This is a genomic window from Brevundimonas sp. FG128 (assembly GCF_057809775.1).
Window position 1 is genome coordinate 305,729 of sequence record NZ_JBMDKP010000004.1, and the last position, 19,983, is coordinate 325,711.

15 protein-coding genes are annotated in these 19,983 nt (G+C 68.1%); 3 read left to right on the plus strand and 12 right to left on the minus strand.

Going from position 1 to position 19,983, the window contains the following annotated elements:
- Positions 1–11: 11 nt before the first annotated feature.
- From ACODSC_RS13005 to ACODSC_RS13035, 7 genes are all read right to left on the minus strand, one after another.
- The gene (locus ACODSC_RS13005; RefSeq protein ID WP_488814402.1) at positions 12–635 is read right to left on the minus strand and encodes a glutathione S-transferase family protein; all 624 of its coding nucleotides are present in this window, start codon (positions 633–635) and stop codon (positions 12–14) included.
- Between the two features lie 62 nt (positions 636–697).
- A complete protein-coding gene (gene odhB, locus ACODSC_RS13010; RefSeq protein WP_488814403.1) occupies positions 698–2,218 on the minus strand; it encodes a 2-oxoglutarate dehydrogenase complex dihydrolipoyllysine-residue succinyltransferase in 1,521 nt (506 codons plus the stop codon).
- Between the two features lie 42 nt (positions 2,219–2,260).
- On the minus strand, positions 2,261–5,269 hold the full coding sequence (locus ACODSC_RS13015; RefSeq protein ID WP_488814404.1) for a 2-oxoglutarate dehydrogenase E1 component: 3,009 nt from the start codon (positions 5,267–5,269) through the stop codon (positions 2,261–2,263).
- A 233-nt stretch (positions 5,270–5,502) separates the two neighbouring features.
- Positions 5,503–6,405: a succinate--CoA ligase subunit alpha gene (gene sucD, locus ACODSC_RS13020; protein WP_488814405.1), complete on the minus strand. Its 903-nt coding sequence runs from the start codon at positions 6,403–6,405 to the stop codon at positions 5,503–5,505.
- A gap of 59 nt (positions 6,406–6,464) precedes the next feature.
- The gene (gene sucC / locus ACODSC_RS13025) at positions 6,465–7,655 is read right to left on the minus strand and encodes an ADP-forming succinate--CoA ligase subunit beta (protein WP_488814406.1); all 1,191 of its coding nucleotides are present in this window, start codon (positions 7,653–7,655) and stop codon (positions 6,465–6,467) included.
- Between the two features lie 86 nt (positions 7,656–7,741).
- Entirely contained in the window at positions 7,742–9,277 is a 1,536-nt protein-coding gene (locus ACODSC_RS13030) for a spinster family MFS transporter (protein ID WP_488814407.1), read from the minus strand.
- Positions 9,278–9,414: 137 nt separating this feature from the next.
- Entirely contained in the window at positions 9,415–11,640 is a 2,226-nt protein-coding gene (locus ACODSC_RS13035) for a TonB-dependent receptor (RefSeq protein ID WP_488814408.1), read from the minus strand.
- A 176-nt stretch (positions 11,641–11,816) separates the two neighbouring features.
- Between ACODSC_RS13035 and ACODSC_RS13040 the strand changes: the two genes are divergently transcribed.
- On the plus strand, positions 11,817–12,575 hold the full coding sequence (locus tag ACODSC_RS13040) for a TetR/AcrR family transcriptional regulator (RefSeq protein ID WP_488814409.1): 759 nt from the start codon (positions 11,817–11,819) through the stop codon (positions 12,573–12,575).
- Here ACODSC_RS13040 and ACODSC_RS13045 read toward each other — a convergent pair whose 3' ends face one another.
- Positions 12,576–13,106 carry a DUF2306 domain-containing protein gene (locus ACODSC_RS13045; RefSeq protein ID WP_488814410.1) on the minus strand — a complete coding sequence of 177 codons (531 nt, stop codon included), beginning with the start codon at positions 13,104–13,106 and terminating at the stop codon, positions 12,576–12,578.
- A gap of 156 nt (positions 13,107–13,262) precedes the next feature.
- Here ACODSC_RS13045 and ACODSC_RS13050 point away from each other — a divergent pair, with 156 nt between their 5' ends.
- Entirely contained in the window at positions 13,263–14,024 is a 762-nt protein-coding gene (locus ACODSC_RS13050; RefSeq protein WP_488814411.1) for a LytTR family DNA-binding domain-containing protein, read from the plus strand.
- Positions 14,025–14,028: 4 nt separating this feature from the next.
- On the opposite strand, the gene ACODSC_RS13055 is transcribed toward ACODSC_RS13050, so the two are convergent.
- The gene (locus ACODSC_RS13055; RefSeq protein WP_488814412.1) at positions 14,029–14,472 is read right to left on the minus strand and encodes a COG3650 family protein; all 444 of its coding nucleotides are present in this window, start codon (positions 14,470–14,472) and stop codon (positions 14,029–14,031) included.
- Positions 14,473–14,553: 81 nt separating this feature from the next.
- Here ACODSC_RS13055 and ACODSC_RS13060 point away from each other — a divergent pair, with 81 nt between their 5' ends.
- Entirely contained in the window at positions 14,554–15,672 is a 1,119-nt protein-coding gene (locus tag ACODSC_RS13060; protein ID WP_488814413.1) for a DNA cytosine methyltransferase, read from the plus strand.
- 287 nt (positions 15,673–15,959) lie between these two features.
- Here ACODSC_RS13060 and ACODSC_RS13065 read toward each other — a convergent pair whose 3' ends face one another.
- The 3 genes from ACODSC_RS13065 to ACODSC_RS13075 all read right to left on the minus strand — a co-directional run bounded on the left by ACODSC_RS13065 (position 15,960) and on the right by ACODSC_RS13075 (position 19,836).
- The gene (locus ACODSC_RS13065) at positions 15,960–16,319 is read right to left on the minus strand and encodes a DUF1318 domain-containing protein (RefSeq protein WP_488814414.1); all 360 of its coding nucleotides are present in this window, start codon (positions 16,317–16,319) and stop codon (positions 15,960–15,962) included.
- 32 nt (positions 16,320–16,351) lie between these two features.
- The gene (locus ACODSC_RS13070) at positions 16,352–16,540 is read right to left on the minus strand and encodes a YnbE family lipoprotein (protein ID WP_159847615.1); all 189 of its coding nucleotides are present in this window, start codon (positions 16,538–16,540) and stop codon (positions 16,352–16,354) included.
- A 77-nt stretch (positions 16,541–16,617) separates the two neighbouring features.
- On the minus strand, positions 16,618–19,836 hold the full coding sequence (locus ACODSC_RS13075) for an intermembrane phospholipid transport protein YdbH family protein (RefSeq protein WP_488814415.1): 3,219 nt from the start codon (positions 19,834–19,836) through the stop codon (positions 16,618–16,620).
- Positions 19,837–19,983: the final 147 nt, after the last annotated feature.

The following is a 19,983-nucleotide window of genomic DNA, read 5'->3' on the forward strand; positions in this document are numbered from 1 at the left end:
CCGTTGGTCTCTCAACCTTCCCGCCGCGCCTCTGCGGCCAGGGCGCGCACCACGGCGGGTCGGGCCTGCATCCGCTCGAAATGGGCCTGGACCTTGGGGAACCGGGCGATGTCGACGCCGTCGCCTTCCAGCCAGGCCGAAAAGGTGAACAGATAGGGGTCCGCCACCGTATAGGCGTCGCCCATCACCCAGTGCCCGTCCAGACCGGCCTCGATCAGGGCGAAGCCGTCACTCATGTTCTGCGTCACCTTGGCGGCCATGGTCTTCTGGGCGGCGACGTCGTCGCTCCAGCGCGAGGCGCGCGGCCCGTGGGCGTGGGCGACGTGGACCGTCGTCGCCAGATAGAGGTTGAAGGCCTGCATCCGCGCAAAGGCGAAGGGATCGACGGGCGCCAACAGGCCGGACGGCGCCAAGGCGGCGATATAGGCCAGGATGGCCGGGCTTTCAGTCAGCACCCCCTGGTCGGTCGCCAGGGCGGGGACGCGTCCCTTTGGGTTGATCGACAGAAACGCAGGCTGGCGCTGATCGGCCTTGGCGAAGTCCACCAGCCGGATGTCGAAGTCCAGGCCGGACTCCTCCAGCGCGATATGGCTGGCCCGGCTGCACGAGCCCGGCGACGTATGGAGGGTCAGCATGATCGAACCTCGGATCGAAAAAAGAAGAAGGCGGCGAGATCGTCGCCGCCTTTCAGGGTCTTTTACAGGTCCAGCAGGGCCCGTTGCGGATCTTCCAGCAGTTCCTTGACCCGGACCAGGAAGGTCACGGCTTCCTTGCCGTCGACGATCCGGTGATCGTAGCTGAGGGCCAGATACATCATCGGGCGGATCTTGACCTCGCCGTTGATGGCCATCGGGCGCTGGACGATGTTGTGCATGCCCAGGATGCCCGACTGGGGCGCATTCAGGATCGGCGTGGACATCAGCGAGCCATAGGTGCCGCCGTTGGTGATGGTGAAGGTGCCGCCCTGCATCTGGTCCATGGTCAGGTCGCCGTCGCGGGCGGCCTTGCCCAGGGCGCCGATGCCCTTTTCGATGCCGGCGAGGGTCAGGGTGTCGGCGTCGCGCAGGACCGGAACCACCAGACCCTTGTCGGTGCCGACGGCGACGCCGATGTCGTAGTGGTTCTTGTAGATGATGTCCGTGCCGTCGATCTCGGCGTTGACGGCCGGGATCTCATGCAGGGCCGCGACGACGGCCTTGGTGAAGAAGGACATGAAGCCCAGCTTCACGCCGTGGCGTTTCTCGAACACGTCCTTGTACTGGGCGCGCAGCGCCATGACGTTGGTCATGTCCACCTCGTTGAAGGTGGTCAGCTGGGCGGCCGTGTTCTGCGATTCCTTCAGGCGACGGGCGATGGTCTGACGCAGGCGCGTCATCTTCACCCGCTCTTCGCGCGGACCGACGGCACGCGGGGCCGACGGGGCGGCGGCGGCAGGGGTCGGCGCGGCCTGGCCGATGGCGGCGATGGCGTCGGCCTTGGTGATGTTGCCCTTGGGCCCGGTGGCGGCGATGGCCTTCGGATCCAGATTGTTCTCGCCGACGACCCGCGCGACGGCCGGCGACAGGGTCTCGTTCTTGGCGCCGGAGACCTGGGCCGAGCCGGTGTTGGCCGGAGCAGCAGCCGCAGAGGCGGCGGCGGCCGGTGCAGCAGCGGCGGCGCCCGAGCTCGAGCCCGAACCCGAGATGGAGCCTATCTTCTGGTTCGGGGTGACGGTCGCGCCCTCGTCGGCGGCGATGGTCAGAACGCCGTCGGCGGGGGCCGAAACCTCGACCGCGACCTTGTCGGTCTCGATCTCGACCAGCAGTTCGTCCTTCTTGACCTGGTCGCCGGACTTCTTGAGCCACTTGCCCATCGAACCCTCGGCGACGCTTTCGCCCATCACCGGCACGGTAATGTCGATCGCGGCGGCTGCAGCGGCTGCGGGCGCCGATTTGGTTTCAGCCTTGGCGGCGGGAGCGGCCTTGGCTGAGGCGGGAGCCGACGCGCCTTCGGTCACGGCGCCCAGAACCGTGCCGGGAACGACGGTGTCGCCCTCGGCGGCGTTGATGGCGCCCAGGACGCCATCGGCGGGCGAAACGACTTCCAGCGAGACCTTATCGGTCTCGAGCTCGACCAGCAGTTCGTCCTTCTTGACCGGATCACCGACCTTCTTGGTCCATTTGGCGATCGAGGCTTCGGTGACGGATTCACCGAGTGCGGGGGTCAGGATGTCGGCCATGTCAGGTCCAGCTCGTCTCTAGGTCGGTCTTTTATACGTGTATCAGGCGAAGGCTTCGGTCGTGAAGGCGTCGAGTTCCTTCAGGTGCCGGCTCATCAGGCCAGCGGCGGTCGAGGCGGAACCGGGACGGCCGACGTAGCGGGCGCGCTTGGAGGCGACGTCCAGCTTGTCGAGCGTCAGCTCCAGCCACGGATCGACGAAGGTCCAGCCGCCCATGTTCTTGGGCTCTTCCTGGCACCAGACGACCTCGGCCTTCGGGAAGCGGGCCAGTTCCTTGCGCAGGGACTGGATCGGCCACGGATAGAACTGTTCCAGACGCAGGATGTAGACGTCGTCCACGGCCTGGCCGTCCTTGGCCTTCTTCTCGCGCGCGTCCAGCAGGTCGTAATAGACCTTGCCCGAGCACAGGATGACGCGGCGGATGTCCTTGTCCGCCTTGATCTTGATCCCGGCGACGTCGGGGCGGGTCTGGGCGTCGTCGTGCAGGACGCGGTGGAAGGCCGAACCCTCCGCCAGGTCCGCCATCGACGAGACCGCCTTCTTGTGACGCAGCAGGGACTTGGGCGTCATCAGGATCAGCGGCTTGCGGAACGGCCGATGCATCTGGCGACGCAGGATGTGGAAATAGTTGGCCGGCGTGGTGCAGTTGGCGACCTGCATATTGTCTTCGGCGCACTGCTGCAGGAAGCGCTCGAGGCGAGCTGAGGAGTGTTCCGGACCCTGGCCTTCATAGCCGTGCGGCAGCAGCATGGTCAGGCCGCTCATCCGCAGCCACTTGCGTTCGCCCGAGCTGATGAACTGGTCGATCACCACCTGGGCGCCGTTCACGAAGTCGCCGAACTGGGCTTCCCACAGGACAAGCGTATTGGGGTCGGCCAGCGAATAGCCGTACTCGAAGCCCAGCACCGCCTCTTCCGACAGGGCCGAGTCGATGACCTCGAAATTGGCCTGGCCTTCGCGCAGGTTGTTCAGCGGGATGTAGCGCTCTTCGGTCGTCTGATCGATGATGCCCGAGTGACGCTGCGAGAAGGTGCCGCGCACCGAATCCTGACCCGACAGGCGGATCGGGAAGCCTTCATCGACCAGCGAGGCGAAGGCCAGGCTCTCGGCCGTGGCCCAGTCCAGACCCTGGCCCGAGGTGATGGCCTCGCGGCGACCGTCGATGACGCGCTTCAGCGTCTTGTGCATATCGACGCTGTTGGGGATCGTGGTCAGGCGGTGACCCAGGTCCGTCAGCTTGGCCAACGGCACGGCGGTGTCGCCGCGCAGCTCGTCCTTGGGCGTCTGGAAGCCCTGCCACTGGCCGTCCAGCCAGTCGGCCTTCTCGGCGGACCAGGTCTTGCCCGCATCGAACTGTTCGTCGAGGAAGGTGTCGAACCGCTCCAGTTCGGCGTCCACCTCGGCCTGGGTGATCACGCCCTCGGCGACCAGGCGCTGCGAATACAGTTCGCGCGTGGACGGCTGGGCGCGGATCTTCGAATACATCAGCGGCTGGGTGAAGGTGGGGTCGTCGCCTTCGTTGTGGCCGAAGCGGCGGTAGCAGAACATGTCCACCACCACGTCCTTGTGGAATTTCTGACGGTATTCGGTGGCCACCTTGGCGGCGAAGACGACCGCCTCGGGATCGTCGCCGTTGACGTGGAAGATCGGCGCCTGAACCATCAGGGCGACATCCGACGGATAGGGCGAGGAGCGCGAGTTCCGCGGGCTGGTGGTGAAGCCGATCTGGTTGTTGATCACGAAATGCATCGTGCCGCCGGTGCGGTAGCCCTTCAGCCCCATCAGGGCGAAGCATTCGGCCACCACGCCCTGGCCGGCGAAGGCGGCGTCGCCGTGGATCAGCAGCGGCACGACCTTGGAGCGATCCAGCGCCCACTGGCCCTCGGGCACGCCCTCGTTGGCCTCGCGGATATCGAACGCCTGTTTGGCGCGCGCCTTGCCCAGGACGACCGGGTTGACGATCTCGAGGTGCGACGGGTTGGCGGTCAGCGACAGGTGAACGTGGTTGCCGTCGAACTCGCGGTTCGACGAGGCGCCCATGTGGTATTTGACGTCGCCCGAGCCGTCGATGTCGCTCGGCACGGCCGAGCCGCCCTGGAATTCGTGGAAGATGACCTTGTAGGGCTTGCCCATCACAGCGGCGAGCACGTTCAGACGGCCGCGGTGGGCCATGCCCAGCACGACCTCGTCGACGCCCAGATTGCCGCCACGCTTGATGACCTGCTCCAGCGCCGGGACCATGGCCTCGCCGCCGTCCAGGCCGAAGCGCTTGGTGCCGGGGAAACGCTTGTGCAGGAAGCGTTCGAAGCCCTCAGCCTCGATCAGCTTGTTCAGGATCGCCAGCTTGCCTTCCTTGGTGAAGGCGTTCTGCTCGAACTTGTCGGCCCCCTCGAAGCGCTGCTGAAGCCAGGACTTCTCGTCCGGCTCGGCGATGTGCATGTACTGGATGCCGATATTGCCGCAGTAGGTGCGCTTCAGGATGTCCAGCACCTCGCGGATGCTGCCGGTCTGAAGGCCCAGGACGCCGTCCAGGAAGATCGGGCGATCCAGGTCGGCTTCGCTGAAGCCGTAGAAGGCTGGCGTCAGCTCCGGGTTTTCGACCGGCTGTTCGATGCCCAGCGGGTCGAGATTGGCCTGCAGATGGCCGCGCACCCGGTAGCTGCGGATCAGCATCAGGGCGCGGATGGAATCATGGGCGGCGGCGCGGATGGCGTCGCCTGAAACCTCAGTTGGTGCGGCCTTGGCGGACGCGGGCGCTGAGCCCGGCTTCTTGGGATCGGGTTTCGGAGCCGGCCAACGGCCGTCGAAGACGCCGGTCTCCTCGGTGGGTTCGGTCGCGACGCCCCGTCCCCAACTTCCCGCTCCCGCCGAGGCGGTCACCAGCGCGGCGTTGTCGCGCAGCTGGTCGAAGAAGGCCTTCCATTCCGCAGAGACCGAGCCGGGGTCCTTGGCCCACTTCTCCTGAAGCTCCTCGACGTAGGCCGCATTGGACCCGTAGAGGAAGGAGGTCTCGGCAAAGACCTGGTTCAGCCGACCCGCATCGTCCGCCATCGTTCTCGTCTATTCCCTGGGCCCGCCGGACACATCTCCGTGAGGGGCGCGCCTGTCATATAGGCTCGCTTTCCTTATGGGTCATGACCGAAACAGGGCATTTGGGTGAGAAATTCGTCGCATATGCGAAGAAAAACGCCCCCGGCCTGAGCCGAGGGCGTTCATCACCGCCGTAAGCGGCATTTTTTGTCCTGCTCTCAAGGGAGGGCAAGGCGCCTGAGCGCCCTCGCGCCTCAGCCCTTGAGGACTTCGACCAGGGTCTTGCCCAGGCGAGCGGGCGATTCCGACATGCGGATGCCGGCGGCTTCCATGGCCGCGATCTTGGATTCCGCATCGCCCTTGCCGCCCGAGACGACGGCGCCGGCGTGGCCCATGGTGCGGCCCTTGGGCGCGGTGCGTCCGGCGATGAAGCCTGCCATCGGCTTCTTGCGGCCCTTCTTGGCTTCGTCGATCAGGAACTGGGCCGCGTCTTCTTCCGCGCCGCCGCCGATTTCACCGATCATGATGATCGAGGTGGTTTCCGGGTCGGCCAGGAACATTTCCAGCACGTCGATGAACTCGGTGCCCTTGACCGGGTCGCCGCCGATGCCGACCGCCGTGGTCTGGCCCAAGCCTTCGTTGGTGGTCTGGAACACGGCTTCATAGGTCAGGGTGCCCGAACGCGACACGATGCCGACCGAGCCCTTCTTGAAGATGTTGCCCGGCATGATGCCGATCTTGCACTCGTCCGGCGTCAGGACGCCCGGGCAGTTCGGACCCAGCAGGCGCGACTTGGAGCCTTCCAGGCGGCGCTTGACGTTGACCATGTCCAGCACCGGGATGCCTTCGGTGATGCAGGTGATGAAGGGGATCTCGGCGTCGATGGCTTCGATGATGGCGGCGGCCGCGCTCGACGGCGGGACGTAGATCACCGAGGCGTCGGCGCCCGTGGCGTCCTTGGCTTCCGCGACCGAGGCGTAGATCGGCAGGGTTTCGCCGTGCGAGCCGGTCCAGTTCGTGCCGCCCTTGGTCGGGTGCACGCCGGCGACCATCTTGGTGCCGTGATAGGCCAGGGCCTGTTCGGTGTGGAAGCCGCCGGTCTTGCCGGTCAGGCCCTGGACGATGATCTTGGTGTCTTTGTTGACGAGGATGGACATGGGTCTATCGATCTCTGGAATGTGTCAGTCAGCAGGGCGGTGGCGGTGAGGCGATAGCCTCAGCCGACCGCCGCGACGATCTTCTGGGCGGCGTCGTCGAGGTCGTCGGCGGCCGTGATGGCCAGGCCCGACTCGTTCAGGATTTTCTTGCCCAGTTCGGCGTTGGTGCCTTCCAGACGCACGACCAGCGGCACCTTCAGACCGACTTCCTTCACCGCGGCGACGACGCCCTCGGCGATGACGTCGCACTTCATGATGCCGCCGAAGATGTTGACCAGGATGCCCTGGACGTTCGGGTCGGCGGTGATGATCTTGAAGGCCGCAGCGACCTTCTCCTTGCCGGCGCCGCCGCCGACGTCGCAGAAGTTGGCCGGCTCCTTGCCGTACAGCTTGATGATGTCCATCGTCGCCATGGCCAGGCCCGCGCCGTTGACCATGCAGCCGATGTTGCCGTCCAGCGAGACATAGGCCAGGTCCCACTTGGACGCTTCGATTTCCTTGGCGTCTTCCTCGGTCTCGTCGCGCAGGGCCTTCATGTCGTCGTGACGGAACAGGGCGTTGCCGTCGAAGCTGACCTTGGCGTCCAGGACGCGCAGATGGCCGTTCTCCATGACGATCAGGGGGTTCACCTCCAGCATGTCCATGTCCTTCTCGACGAAGGCCTTGTACAGGGCGGGGAACAGCGACTTGCCGTCTTCGGCGGCGTCGCCGGTCAGGCCGTAGGCGGCGTTGATCTTGGCGACGTCGGCGTCGGTCACGCCCGTGGCGGGGTCGATGACGATGTTCTGGATCTTCTCGGGCGTGTCATGGGCGACGGCCTCGATGTCCATGCCGCCCTCGGTCGAGACGACGAAGGCCACGCGGCCGTACTGACGATCGACCAGCAGCGAGCAATACAGTTCGCGGTCGATGTCGGCGCCGTCCTCGATATAGAGGCGGTTGACCTGCTTGCCGGCGTCGCCCGTCTGGGCGGTGACCAGGGTGTTGCCGAGCATGTCCTTGGCGTTCTTGACCACGTCCTCGATCGAGAAGGCCAGGCGCACGCCGCCCTTGGCGTCGGCCGGCAGTTCCTTGAACTTGCCCTTGCCGCGTCCGCCGGCGTGGATCTGCGACTTCACGACATAGAGCGGGCCAGGCAGTTGCTTGGCGGCGGCTTCGGCCTGATCGGCCGAGGTGATGGGCACGCCCTCGGCGACCGGGGCGCCGAAGCCTTTGAGGACCTGCTTGGCCTGATATTCGTGGATGTTCATGGGGGACCGTCGCAACCGCTGCTGGGAGAGTTGCGGGGCTTATAGGCCCCCCGCGTTCGCAGGTGCAACAGGCGGTGGTCCGACTTTTAGTCGACCCAGTCCCTCTTGAGGGTGCGAGAGGCCCCGATCAGCAGGATGGCCGCCAGCACATAGAAGCCCATGCCGGTATAGATGGCCCACCGCAGGCTCTCCTCGCCGAAGCGCGGCGCCAACAGGTCGCTCATCCAGCCGAAATAATAGAAGCCGACTGCGATCCCCAGCAGATTGTTCAGCAGCAGGAACAGGGCCGAGGCGGTGGAGCGCATGGCCGCCGGGACCAGATGCTGGACCGCCGCCGTGATCGGTCCCAGCCAGGCCAGGTTCAGACCCGTCGGCAACAGGAAGATCAAAAAGGCCAGGGTCAGTTGCTGCGCATGGCTGCCGCCGCCAGGCAGGACCAGGCCGATCAGCCACGGCGAGTTCATCGCCAGGATGAAACAGGGCGCCGAGATCAAAAAGGCGATGGCCGGCGTCAGCGGATAGGCGCCCTTGCCCTTCCTCGACAGTTTGTCGGCGATCATGCCGCCCAGCCAGATGCCCAGGATGCCGCCGATCAAGGCGATGCCCGCGTAGTAGATGCTGGTCTGACGCAAGGTCAGGTCGAAGCTGCGCATGAAGAACAGGGGCAGCCAGCCGGCGACGCCGTAACCGCACACCGACGACGAGGCGGCCCCCAGGCCCAGCAGCCAGAAGCTGGGCTTACGGATCACCACCGAGGCCGTGCGACGCGCGATCATCAGCGATATGCCGATCACCATCGCCAGCAGGCCGCCGAAGGCCAGCACCAGCGGATTGCCCAGCGACGTGCCCATCAGCCAGCTCAAGGCCCCGAGGATCAGCAGGCCGGCCCCCAGTCCCAGCATGATCTGGGCGGCGATCTTGCCGGCCCGGTCCGTGCCGACGGGGGCGGCGGCTAAAGCCGCAACCTGGGCCGGGGTCTTGATCGCATCGGTTCCGCCCCGCCTGGGATCGCGCACCGTCAGCCGCAGCAGCGGCGCGACCAGCACACCCATCAGGCCGACCACGACGAAGGCGGTGCGCCAGCCGTAGGTCGCCGCCAGCAGCCCGCCGACCAACGTCCCCGCCGCCATGCCCAGCGGAATCCCGAAGGCGAAGGCGGCCATGGCGCGCGCGCGCTGATGCGGCGGGAAATAGTCGGCGATCAGCGAATAGGCCGGGGCCACCCCGCCCGCCTCGCCGATGCCCACGCCCATCCGGCACAGGAACAGCTGGCCGAACGAGCCCGCCATGCCGCACAGGGCGGTGAAACCCGACCAGACGGCCAGCGCCCCCGTCATGATCCAGACCCGGCTGTAACGGTCCGCCATCCAGGCCAGGGGAATGGCCAATGTCGAATAGACCGAGGCGAAGGCGATGCCGCCCAACAGGCCGAACTGGCTGTCGGACATGCCGAATTCTTCCTTCAGCGGCGCAGCGAGAATGCCGATGATCTGGCGATCCAGGAAGTTCAGCATGTAGATCAGGATCAGCACCGCCAGCACATAGAAGCGGTAGCCGGGCCGCTCGGGCCGCGCACCGCCTTCGACGGCCTTGTCCTCGACCGTCAGCGTATCCGTCGTCATCGGCGTTTCCCTCGGTGCGTTCTTCTTGTTGACGCGAGCCTAGCCCCAAGCCCCGTCGCTGCAAAGCTGACCCTGAAAACATGAGGGGCGGCGGCCCGGAGACCGCCGCCCCTCGCGTCAGGCGTTCCTGGTCGCGATCAGAACCGGTAGGTCAGACGCGCCGAATAGGTGGTCGGCGGGCCGTAGAAGGCGCTGATCGAGTTGTTGTAGGTGGCCCCGGCGAAGTTGTAGCCCCCGACCTTGTAGCGGACGTCGGTCAGGTTGCGACCGAACAGACCGACCTCCCATTGTTTGCTGGGCGCGATCCAGACCACGCTGGCGTCGGCCAGAACATAGCCGTCCTGGTCCAGGATGGGATCGGGCGCGTCGAACAGGTGGTAGTCCGAGCGGTAGGACAGCGACGGGGTGACGAGAATCTCGCCGCCCAGGATGTCGCCCCGCCAGGTCATGCCGTAATAGGCCGACCATTCCGGCGAGTTCTGGGGCTGGCGGGTGTCGGAGATATCGACCGGCGTACCCGTCACCAGGGTGACGAACTCGTCGAACTCGTTCTTCAGATAGCCCAGCGAGAAGTTGGCAGTGATGTCGTCGGTCAGGAAGGCGGAGCCCTCCAGCTCGAAGCCGTAGATGGTCGAGGCGCCGGCGTTGTCGACCACCGAGGCGATGCCGACGGCCGGCGCCGTCGCCACCTGCTGGGTCGTGATCTGCTGGTCCTTGTAATCGGAATAGAAGACCGCCGAGGCGAAGTTCATCCGCCGGTCGAACGCCGACCCCTTCAGGCCCAGCTCATAGGTGGTGACCGTCTCGGGCTGGTAACCATCGACCGTCTGGGGCACCAGGGCGGCGTCGCCGCGCATGTCCCAGCCGCCGGACTTGAAGCCCTGACCGACCGACGCGTAGCCGGTGACCTCATCGCTGAAGTCATACGAGATGCTGGCGCGCGGCGTGAACTTCTCGAAGGTGTCCGAGGCCGTGTAGTTGGTGCGGGTGGCGAAGATCGGACGATCGACACCGCCCGTGAACGGCGACGGCGTTGCGCCCAGATAGAACAGACGCAGGACCGAGGCGTCCTTGTCGTCCCTGGTGTAGCGGCCACCCAGAGAGACGTGCAGACGGTCGGACAGGTCGTAGCTGAAATCGCCGAACACCGAGAACGATTTGGTGTCCACCGAACCGGCCGCTGCAATGGCCAGACCCAGGTTGCCGGCGATGGTGTCGAAGGCGCCTGAAGATGTTCCGTCCAGATAGAAGACGCCAGCCACGCCAGACCAGCGGTCGCCCGTGAACAGAGCCTGGAATTCCTGGGTGAATTGGTCGTCCGAATAGATCGCCGGGACGTCCAGCGTCGGCGACGGCGTCTGGTCGAAATCGATGACCGTCGCGGTGTCGCCGCTGCGATAGGCAGTGATCGACTTCAGGGTCAGCATGTCGTTGACACGGTATTCGCCGGTCAGGGCCACGCCCTCGGTGACCACCTTCTGCTCGCCGGTGATGCCGGCGTAGGTGTCGTATTCATTGGCCGGCGGCGTCCACAGGCCGTCGGTCGAGACGACCTCGCGGTGGCCGTGGCGAGGGCTGGAATCGTCCTCGACCCGGTCCCAGGCCAGACGGAAGAACAGGCTGTCGTTCGGCGTCCATTCGGCGCTGGCGCGATAGGCGGTGACGTCCTTGTCGTACTGGTCCTGGCCGGTGTTCAGGTTCTTGCCGTAGCCGTCGTGCTGATAGGTGGCGACCGCTCCGCCGAGGGCGAAGGTGTCGCCCACGGGGACCGAGCCGGAGACCAGGAAGTTACGCTCATTATAGGAACCGACCTCGGCGCGCGCCGTCAGGCTGGGATCGCGATCCAGGCGTTTGGTGACGTATTTGATCGCGCCGCCGATGGTGTTGCGGCCGTACAGGGTGCCCTGCGGTCCGCGCAGAACCTCGATGCGCGAAATGTCGAAGATGTCGAGCACCGCGCCCTGGGGGCGGGCGACATAGACGTCGTCGATGTAAAGACCCACGCCCGGCTCGAAGCCCCACAGCGGATCCTGCTGGCCGACGCCGCGGATGAAGCTGATCAGGGTCGAGTTTGAGCCCCGCGCGATCTGCACCGTGGCGTTCGGCGTCTGCTGTTGCAGGGCGGTGATGTCGGTCGCGCCGGTCTGTTCCAGCCGCTCGCCGCTGAGAGCCGAGACGGCGACCGGCACGTCCTTCAGCTGTTCGTCGCGACGGCGCGCGGTGACGACGATGTCGTCGACGGTCGCAGCGTCCTGATTGTTTGCGGCTTGAGCCGCCGCCTCCGCATCCTGGGCGACCGAGGCCCCCGCAAGCACGCCCCACGCCGCGCCGGCCAGCAGCGCGCACTTCACATGACGATTCATGATCGAAAAACCCCTATGTCGTTTCCAGCCGTTGACGCTTTTATTCAGCGTTCAATGATTTTCACGAAGGTGGACTCGTTTCGACCGGCTGTCAAACGCCCAGCTTCCCCAGAGGCATCACCATCGTCGGGCGTGGCGCCGTTGCACCAGGGCCCGCGCCCGCCTAGCCTTGCGGCATGAGCAAGCCGGACGCCGCAGCCCCCGCCCCCCGCCCCGTGGCCGCCGCGCGTCGCAAGGCGGCTGGAGCGACCCCGGCGCGGCGGGGCCGTCCGCCCAAGGCCCAGGCCAAGGCGGCGGGCGAGACCCGCGACCTGATCCTGGACGCGGCCGAGGACCTGTTCTCCAAACACGGCTTCTACGGCGTCACCATCCGCGAAGTGGCGCGCGAGGCGGGCGTGGATACGGCCCTGGTTCACTATTATTTCGGGGCCAAGCGGGAGCTGTTCGACGCCGTCTTTCTGCGTCGGGCGGAGGTGTGGAACAACGACCGGGTCGCCGCCATCGACCGTTACGCCGAGGCCGCCGGGGCCGACATGACCCTGGAAGGCCTGCTGGAGGCCTTCCTGCGCCCGCCGTTCGAATGGTCGCTTAAGGGCGGGCCGGGCTGGAAACACTATTCCGCCCTGGTGGCCCAGACCAACGCCAACCCCACCTTTGGCGGCGAGACCATGGCCCGCTATTTCGACCCGGCCATCCACCGACTGATCGAGTTGATCTCCGTGGTGCTGCCTGACGCCAGCGAGGTCGATCTGTACTGGGGCTATCACAATCTGTCCGGGGCCCTGACCCTGACCCTGGGCGAGACGGGGCGGCTGGACCGGCTGTCGAACGGCCGGGCGCGGTCGGGGGATCTTGAGACGGCGGGCGACTATATGGTGCGGTTCGCGGCGGCCGGCTTCCGCGCCGTAGCCGGGATGTCGCCCCGCCCGGACTGATCAGTTCGGGCCGAAGAAGATCGCCCACATCAGCCGGCCGGGCAGGAAGGTGAAGGCGCCGGCGACGATCAGGCCGCCGACGAACATGCCCGTCATGGCGCGCCGATGGTCCGCCACTCGGTGACGCCGTGCGGCATAGACCGCCATCGGCAGGGCGATCACCGTCCAGCCGCTGAGCAGGTGGATCAGCGACAGGCCGGCCGGACCGCCGGGATTGAGTCGGTGGATGAAGAAGGAGCTGACCGCCGTCGTCGCCATGGCCAGCACCCAGATCCAGCCCAGGGTCCGGTGCAGCCGGTTTCCCTTGACGCCGATCAGCAGGACGACGCCGATCGCCAGGGCCGTCAGGGCGGCGGCGACGTGGATCTGGATCGCCGTCGGCGAGCTCAGCAGCAGCCGCCAGTCGGGCGCGTGCGGGGTGAACCCCATCCGCGCCAGCCGCCCGTCGTCGACGGCCAGATAGGCGACCAGGGGCGCGATCAGCAGGAACAGGGCCAGGGCGGACGAGGCGCGGCGAGACAGACGAGGCATGGGAAGATCTCCGTTTCCCCGGCCTTGCCGCAGCGCTCCGCCGACCGCATTCGGCGTTTCGCCAACGCCCACCTCCGCTGCGTCAACGCCCACCCGTCTTCCGTTGGGCGGGCTTTCATGATCTCAAGGCGCGATCTTCCAATGCCGAAAGCCGCCATGACGCCTCTTGCCGCCGACCGTCGTCGAAGCTTCCTGCGCGGCCTGGTGGTGGCGATCCTGGCCGGCGCCTTTCTGGCCGTCACGGGGGCGTTCGGGACCGCCGGCGCGAGCCTGGGGCCACGACTGGCTTACTGGGTGGTGGTCATGGTGTTGGGCGGGCTGTGGGGTCATCTGTGCAGCGCAGGGGTAAGCCGGTATCTGGACGTGGACGAGCGGCCGTGGCTGACCATCGCCGTCATGGTGGTGGTGATCACGGGGCCGCTGTGCGTCATCGTCTGGGCGGCGACAGGCCTGTTCTTCGCCCAGAGGCTCTATCCGCTGGGCGTCCTGCCGCAGCTGGTCGCGCCGGTCCTGGTCGTCACGGCGGCGGTGACGACGCTGAACGTCTTCCTGGGGCGCGCCCGACCGGTCCAGACCCATGCGGCGACGCCACAGGCCGCTCGGCCCGTCCGGTTTCTGGATCGGCTGCCGATGAGGCTGAAGGGGGCGACGCTGCGGGCGGTCCAGGCCGAGGACCACTATCTGCGCATCCACACCGACCGGGGATCGGACCTGATCCTGATGCGGCTGTCGGACGCGGTGGAGGAGCTGGAGGGGCTGGAAGGCGCCCAGACGCACCGCAGCTGGTGGGTGGCGCGCGACGCGGTGCGCGGGGTCGAGCGGGGCGACGGCCGGGCGACCCTGACGCTGGAGGCCGGCCTGTCCGCGCCGGTCAGCCGCCGCTACGCCCGGATGCTGCGCGACGCCGACTGGTGGTGAGCGATCAGGGCGCGGGCTGGGTCTTCAGGGCCGAGGCGGGCGCAGCGCAGCCGTTCAGCGTGTCGTCGCCGATCTGAACCTGGGCGGTCAGCGGATAGGTGCGGTCGCTCATGCCGTCCGAACATTCGGTGGCGATCAGGGTGACGTTCAGCGCCTCGCTGAGGTCGGTGGAGCTGGCGAAGGTCGCCACCGTGCCCTGCACCGTCGCCCCGTGGTTCGGCGCCCGCTGGGTCGGCTGATCGACGCGGGTATAGATCAGGGCGTCCGGCGTAATCTCCACGCCCCAGAAGGGTTCGGTGCCCAGCGCCCGCACCGGCTTGCCCAGATCGACGCCGCCCAGGGTCGCGGCCGTCTCCGGCGCAGCCGCCGCTTTCGGCGCGTTGGCCTCGCGGTCGTAGCAGCCGGCCAGTGCGGCCCCGACCAGCAGGACGGGCAATATGAAACGCATGGACGGCCTCCCTTTCGTCCCTTCGCAGGTGTGGTCGCGTGCGGCCTCGGTCAAGGGCGGAGCCTGGGTTATGCTGGCGGGATGTCGATTCGCCCCAGCGCCTACGAGTTCTTCGCCGGGGGCGGTCTGGCGGGGCTGGGCCTGTCCGGCGCAGGGCTGGACACGGTCTTCGCCAACGACATGGATGCGGCCAAGGCGCGGGCTTTCATAGCCAATCATCCGCACACGCCGTTTCGCCAGGGGGACGTCTGGGGTCTGACGGTCGAGGACCTGCCGGGGCGGCCCGATCTGGCCTGGGCCTCGTCGCCCTGTCAGGACGTCAGCCTGGCGGGCGCGCGGGGCGGGCTGGAGGCCGGACGGTCGGGGGCCTTCTGGGGGTTCTGGCGGCTGATGCAGGGGCTGGCGGCGGAGAACCGGGCGCCGGGCGTCATCGTGCTGGAGAATGTGATCGGCCTGCTGACCTCCGGCCAGGGGCGGGATTTCGCCGCCGTCTGTGAGGCGATGGCGAAGGCGGGCTACGCGGTCGGGGCGCTGGAGATGGATGCGGCCCACTGGCTGCCCCAGTCGCGGCCGCGTCTGTTCGTGGTCGCGGTGCAGGGCGAAGCGCCGCAAGCGGCGGGGCCGATCGCGCCCTTCCATTCGCCGCGCCTGGTCGCGGCCCATGAGCGCCTGCCCGAGGCGGTCAAGGCGGCCTGGGCCTGGTGGTCCCTGCCGGCGCCGGCCCAGCGCAATCTGGACCTGGCCGCCGCTCTGGAGCCGGACGAAGGCATGAACTGGCTGGAGGACGGGGAGGCCGTGCTGGCCCTGGCGGCGCCATTGCACCGTGCGCGGATCGCGGCGGCCGTGGCCTCGGGCCGGCGCTGCGTCGGGGCGGCCTATCGCCGGGTGCGGACCGAGGACGGCCGCAAGGTCCAGCGGCTGGAAATCCGGTTCGACGGCTTAGCCGGATGTCTGCGGACGCCGGCGGGCGGGTCGTCGCGGCAGTATGTGGTGGTGTGCGACCAAAGCCGGGCGCGGGTGCGGCGGCTGACGGGGCGCGAGGCGGCGCGGCTGATGGGGGTGGGCGAGGACTATCGCCTGCCGTCCAGCGAGAGCGCGGCGCTGAAGCTGATGGGCGACGCCGTCGCCGTGCCGGTGGTTCGGGCCCTGGCGGAGGGACTGTTGCTGCCCGCCCTGTCGGATCGCCGGGCGGCGGCCTGAACGGCGAAATTAAAAAAAGAGAGTGCACTTTCGTGCACTTCTCCGGCGAGCGTGGGCGGCGAAAAGCGGGGCCTGAAAGCCGTTCGACGCGTTCAGGCCGGGGATGGCGATGTCAAAGACCGGCGGCCATCATAACCCCGATCGACATCGTGCGCAGGTAAAGGCCGCGAGCGAGCGTCAACCGCCTGAAAACAAAGCGGCTGGTCTTTAGAAATAGGATGGCAGGCGGCGGAAACCCATCAGGCGCGACCGCCGGAACCGCAAGCGGTCCGGCGGCGCGATTGGGATCAGCGCTGGACCCACTGGCCCTGGGCGTTGCGATACCACTGGCCCGAGGAAATGCGGGGCAGCAGTTGGGCCTCGAACATGCGGGCGCCGGCCACATCGGCCGAGGTGCCGGCGTCGGCGGCGCTGCGGGCGTAGGCGGCGCGGCGGCCGGCGTTGGTGGCGTCCACGGCGGCGCGCAGGCCGGCGTCCGAGGTCGGGGTACGGAAGCCCAGATAGCCGTCGGCCTGTTCGCCGACCACGCCGGCGGCCTTGGCCTGGTCGATCTGGGCCTTTTGGGCGCTGGTCTGGGCGACGGCGGCGCCGGCGACGCCGAGAGCGGCCACGGCGGCGCCGATGACGAAGAGTTTGCGGAAGGTCATGTCAGCCTGTCCCTTTCAAAAGAAGCGGGCGTTCAGAAGAGATTGGGGTTCTGCTGGAGCAGGGTCTGCAGTTCCTGATCCAGACGAACGCGCACGTCGGCGTCAAGCTTAGCGTAGATCTGGATCGGCGCGACCTCGAGACGGATGGTCGGGGCGCAGGCCGCGAGGGCGACGACGACCGCTCCGAAGCCGAGGCCGGCCAGTTGGCGCTTGTGGATCATGACGTGGGCTCCGGTTCGGCCGAGAATGATGCGTCTAATAGCACGTCGCCAAGTGAACGCGCGCTGAATGGTGAAGTTCATTCGGCAGGCGCCGGCGTCGGGTCCTGCTGACCCTCGTCGACTTGGCCCTGACGGGCGCGATTGACCGCCAGCAGGTCCGAGATCAGCTGGTTGGCGTTCAGGGTGGTGTCCAGGGTCAGATCGATCTGGGTGTTGGACGGCAGGGGCAGTTTGCGGTTCAGGAACTCGCGGCTGATCAGCTCGGCCAGGGTCAGGCGCAGCTCCTGGCGCTGGGGCGGATCGTGACGGCCGCGAATGTGGAACAGCACCGCCACCCGCCCGCCGTCGAGGCTGTTCACATCGGCGCTCAGCATGTCGAAGGACAGATTCTCCATCGCCTGATAGGCCAGGTCCTCGACCATGTTCTCGGACACCTCTCCGCCGCCCCCGCTGGCGGCCACGTCGGTCAGGACCTCGCGCTTGATCGACAGCCGCCCCGGCTGGACCGCCTCCAGCTTGCCGGCGGTGATCTTCAGCCCGGTCTTGGGGTCCATGATGAAGGGCAGACGGCCCGAGACCACCGCGTCCAGCAGGACCTTGTCGTCGAAGCCGGTGTCGGCGACCACGTCGCCGAGCTGCACCCGGTCGAGAACGATCACGCCGCTGTAGGACTGGGTCGCGTCCAGCGGCACGGTGAAGGGCTCGACCGAGACGGTTCCGCCGCCCGCGACGACCTGGGCGCCGTCGATCAGCACCCCGGCTTCGTCGATGGAGAAGGTCAGGTCCAGGGCCGTGACCGCCGTGCCGACCTCCAGGCCGTCGGCCGTCAGCTTCTGGTTCGGGGCCGTGATCAGGGGCGTCAAACTGCTGAACACCACGTCGCCGCGCAGGCCCTTGACCGCGCCCGCCGGGCTGACGAAGTCCAGACCGGGCGTGACCAGACGCCCGCTTGAGGTCGGCTCGGCGTCCTTGGTCCAGTCGAAGCGGCCGTCGAAGCCGACGGAGCCCGTCACCGGCGACTGGACGAAGTCCGCCACCAGGGGGCTGAGCATCGCCGGCTGAAGGCCGTTCTCGGCGAAGGTCACATCGGGGGCTGTGATGACGACGCCGCCCGCGCCCGTGCGGCCGTCGTGCGCCAGGGTCAGTCGGCCCAGCGTCTGCGCCGCCGCCTCGCCCGTGCCCTTCAGGTCGAAGGCGCCGGTCCAGCGTTCTTTGGCCAGGGTCGCCTGTCCGGCGGCGGCCAGGGCCTCGAACCGTTTGGGCAGGATGGCGTCCACGGCGCGGACGTCCGCCACGGTCGCCGTCAGGCCGACGCCGGCCTTGGTCCCGTCGACGACCACCCGGCCCGAGGCGTCGGCGAACCGCATGCCCAGGAAGGGCGCCTGGGCCGAGACCTGGTCGAAGGCGCCGACGACCCGCCAGACGCCGTCCTTGGATGTCAGCAAGGGACCGCCGGCGGGGCACAGTTGGCCGGCGACCTGATGCACGTCGTTCTCGTCCAGCTCCAGCCGCTCGACCGTCAGGTCCACGCAGTCCGGCGTCGTATAGGTCAGCCGGCCGTCGGCCATGGCCAGGACGCCCCGCGTCCGGGCGTCGATGCCGCGCGCAAGGTCGAAATCGAGACGGGCGCGGCCGTCCAGCGTGGCCTCGAACCCGGTCTCGGTCAGGCGCCAGTTCGGCACGGCGACGGCCATCTCCGGCAGGCCCTTTCCGCGCGTCGCCGTCAGGGTCAGCGCCCCGCCGCCTAACCGGCCCGGCTCGGCCTGATAGGCGCCCTGCCCGGCCTGGGCGACCGTCAGGACGCCGCCGTTCGCGGGGGTCAGGGTGACCGGACGCGGCAGGGCCACGGTCGTGCCCGCCGACCCGGTGGCGAACCGGATCGCCGGGGCGTTCAGGGCGAAGCGTCCGAGCGCGCGCTTCATCTCGGCCAATTCGGCGATGTCGTCGGCGGCGACGGGTCCGAACAGGGGCCAGGCGCCGTCAGCGGCGCGCAGGGCGCCGTCGGCTGCGATCCGCGTCACCCCGTCGTTGACGAGGTCCAGGTTCAGGTCGGCGCGCCCCCGCTTCAGCGCCAGGTCGCCGAAACCGGCCTGGTCGAAGGTCGCCGTCACCGGGCCGGTCGCCTCGAAGGCCGCATCCCGACCGCCGAAGGACAGGGCGCGTGACGTCAGGGACAGGCGGCGCACATTCGCCTGGCCCGATCGGCCGGAGGCGGCCGTCAGGGCGACCGGGCCGTTCACGCTCCAGCGCACGTCCTCGTCGCGCGAGACCGCCAGCCGGGCCTTCGTCGCCGTCGCCGCGACGTCTGCGATGCGCAGGTCGGCGCCCTCGACGGACGCCGCCGTCAGCCGGGTCGTCGTCGCCCCTTCCAGCCGGAAGGTCTCGATCCAGCCGGAGACGGACCCGTCGAAGCGGGCCGTCACATCGGCGTCGCGCGCCAGGGTCTCGCCGGCGCCCAGAACTCCGCCGGTCAGATGCGCGTCCAGCACCACCCGGCCGTCGCCGCGCCGGGTCTTCAGATCGGGATAGGGCAGATCGCCGGTCAGGGTCAGGCGCGCCGCCTCGCCCCGGGCGGCGGGCGTGTCGAAACCGTCGGCGGCCGCAGAAAGGCTCAGCGCCATCCGGTCGCCGGTCGTGGTCAGGTCCAGCGTCGCGGACAGCCCACGCGCCGCGATCTCGCCGCTCTTCAGCGCGGCTGCGGGCAGGCGCGCGGCCAGCCGCATCAGCTTGCCGTCGTCGATCCGGGCATCGGCCAGCAGCTGGATCGGCCCGTATTCCGTGTCGAGCCGCGCCCGACCGCCCTCGACGATGACCAGGGGGCCGCGCGCATCGGGACGCGGCGGGGCGCCGGTGAACTCTTCGACCAGGGGATCGAGCGACCCCAGCGACAGCTGGCCCGCCTTCCAGCTGGCCCGCACCACAGGCCGCACCAGCCGGATGCGGCTGGGCGTGACGCCGAGGCCGGTCTTGGACCACGGCAGGGCGACGGCGTAATCGACCTCGGCCCGCTCGACCACGACATCGGGGTTCCTGGGGTCGCCGATGCGGATGCGGCCGACGAAGCCGTCCATCTCGATCCGCTCGACCTCGACGTCGGCCTGGATGCCGCGCTGGTCCAGCCAGCCCACGAGCACCTGACGCGCCACCGCACGGCGATTGAGATAGAGCGCCGTCGCCGCCACGGCGACCAGGACCGCCAGGATCAGGACGACCCAGGCCGCGCGGCGCATCAGGCGGCGGCTGAAGGGGCGGGTCGTGCGCGCGGGTCGAGGGGATTTCGCCGGATCGTCGGTCAAGGAGATGGATCGCGTGGATGAAAAACAGGTCGCCCGATCACCATCGCCATCCTGATCCCAAGCACAAGATCAAAGCGCGACCGTTAAACATTCGGCGCGCGATCCTTCGCAGCCAAGCTGGGCGACAAAGGGGCGCTGCGCCTGAGT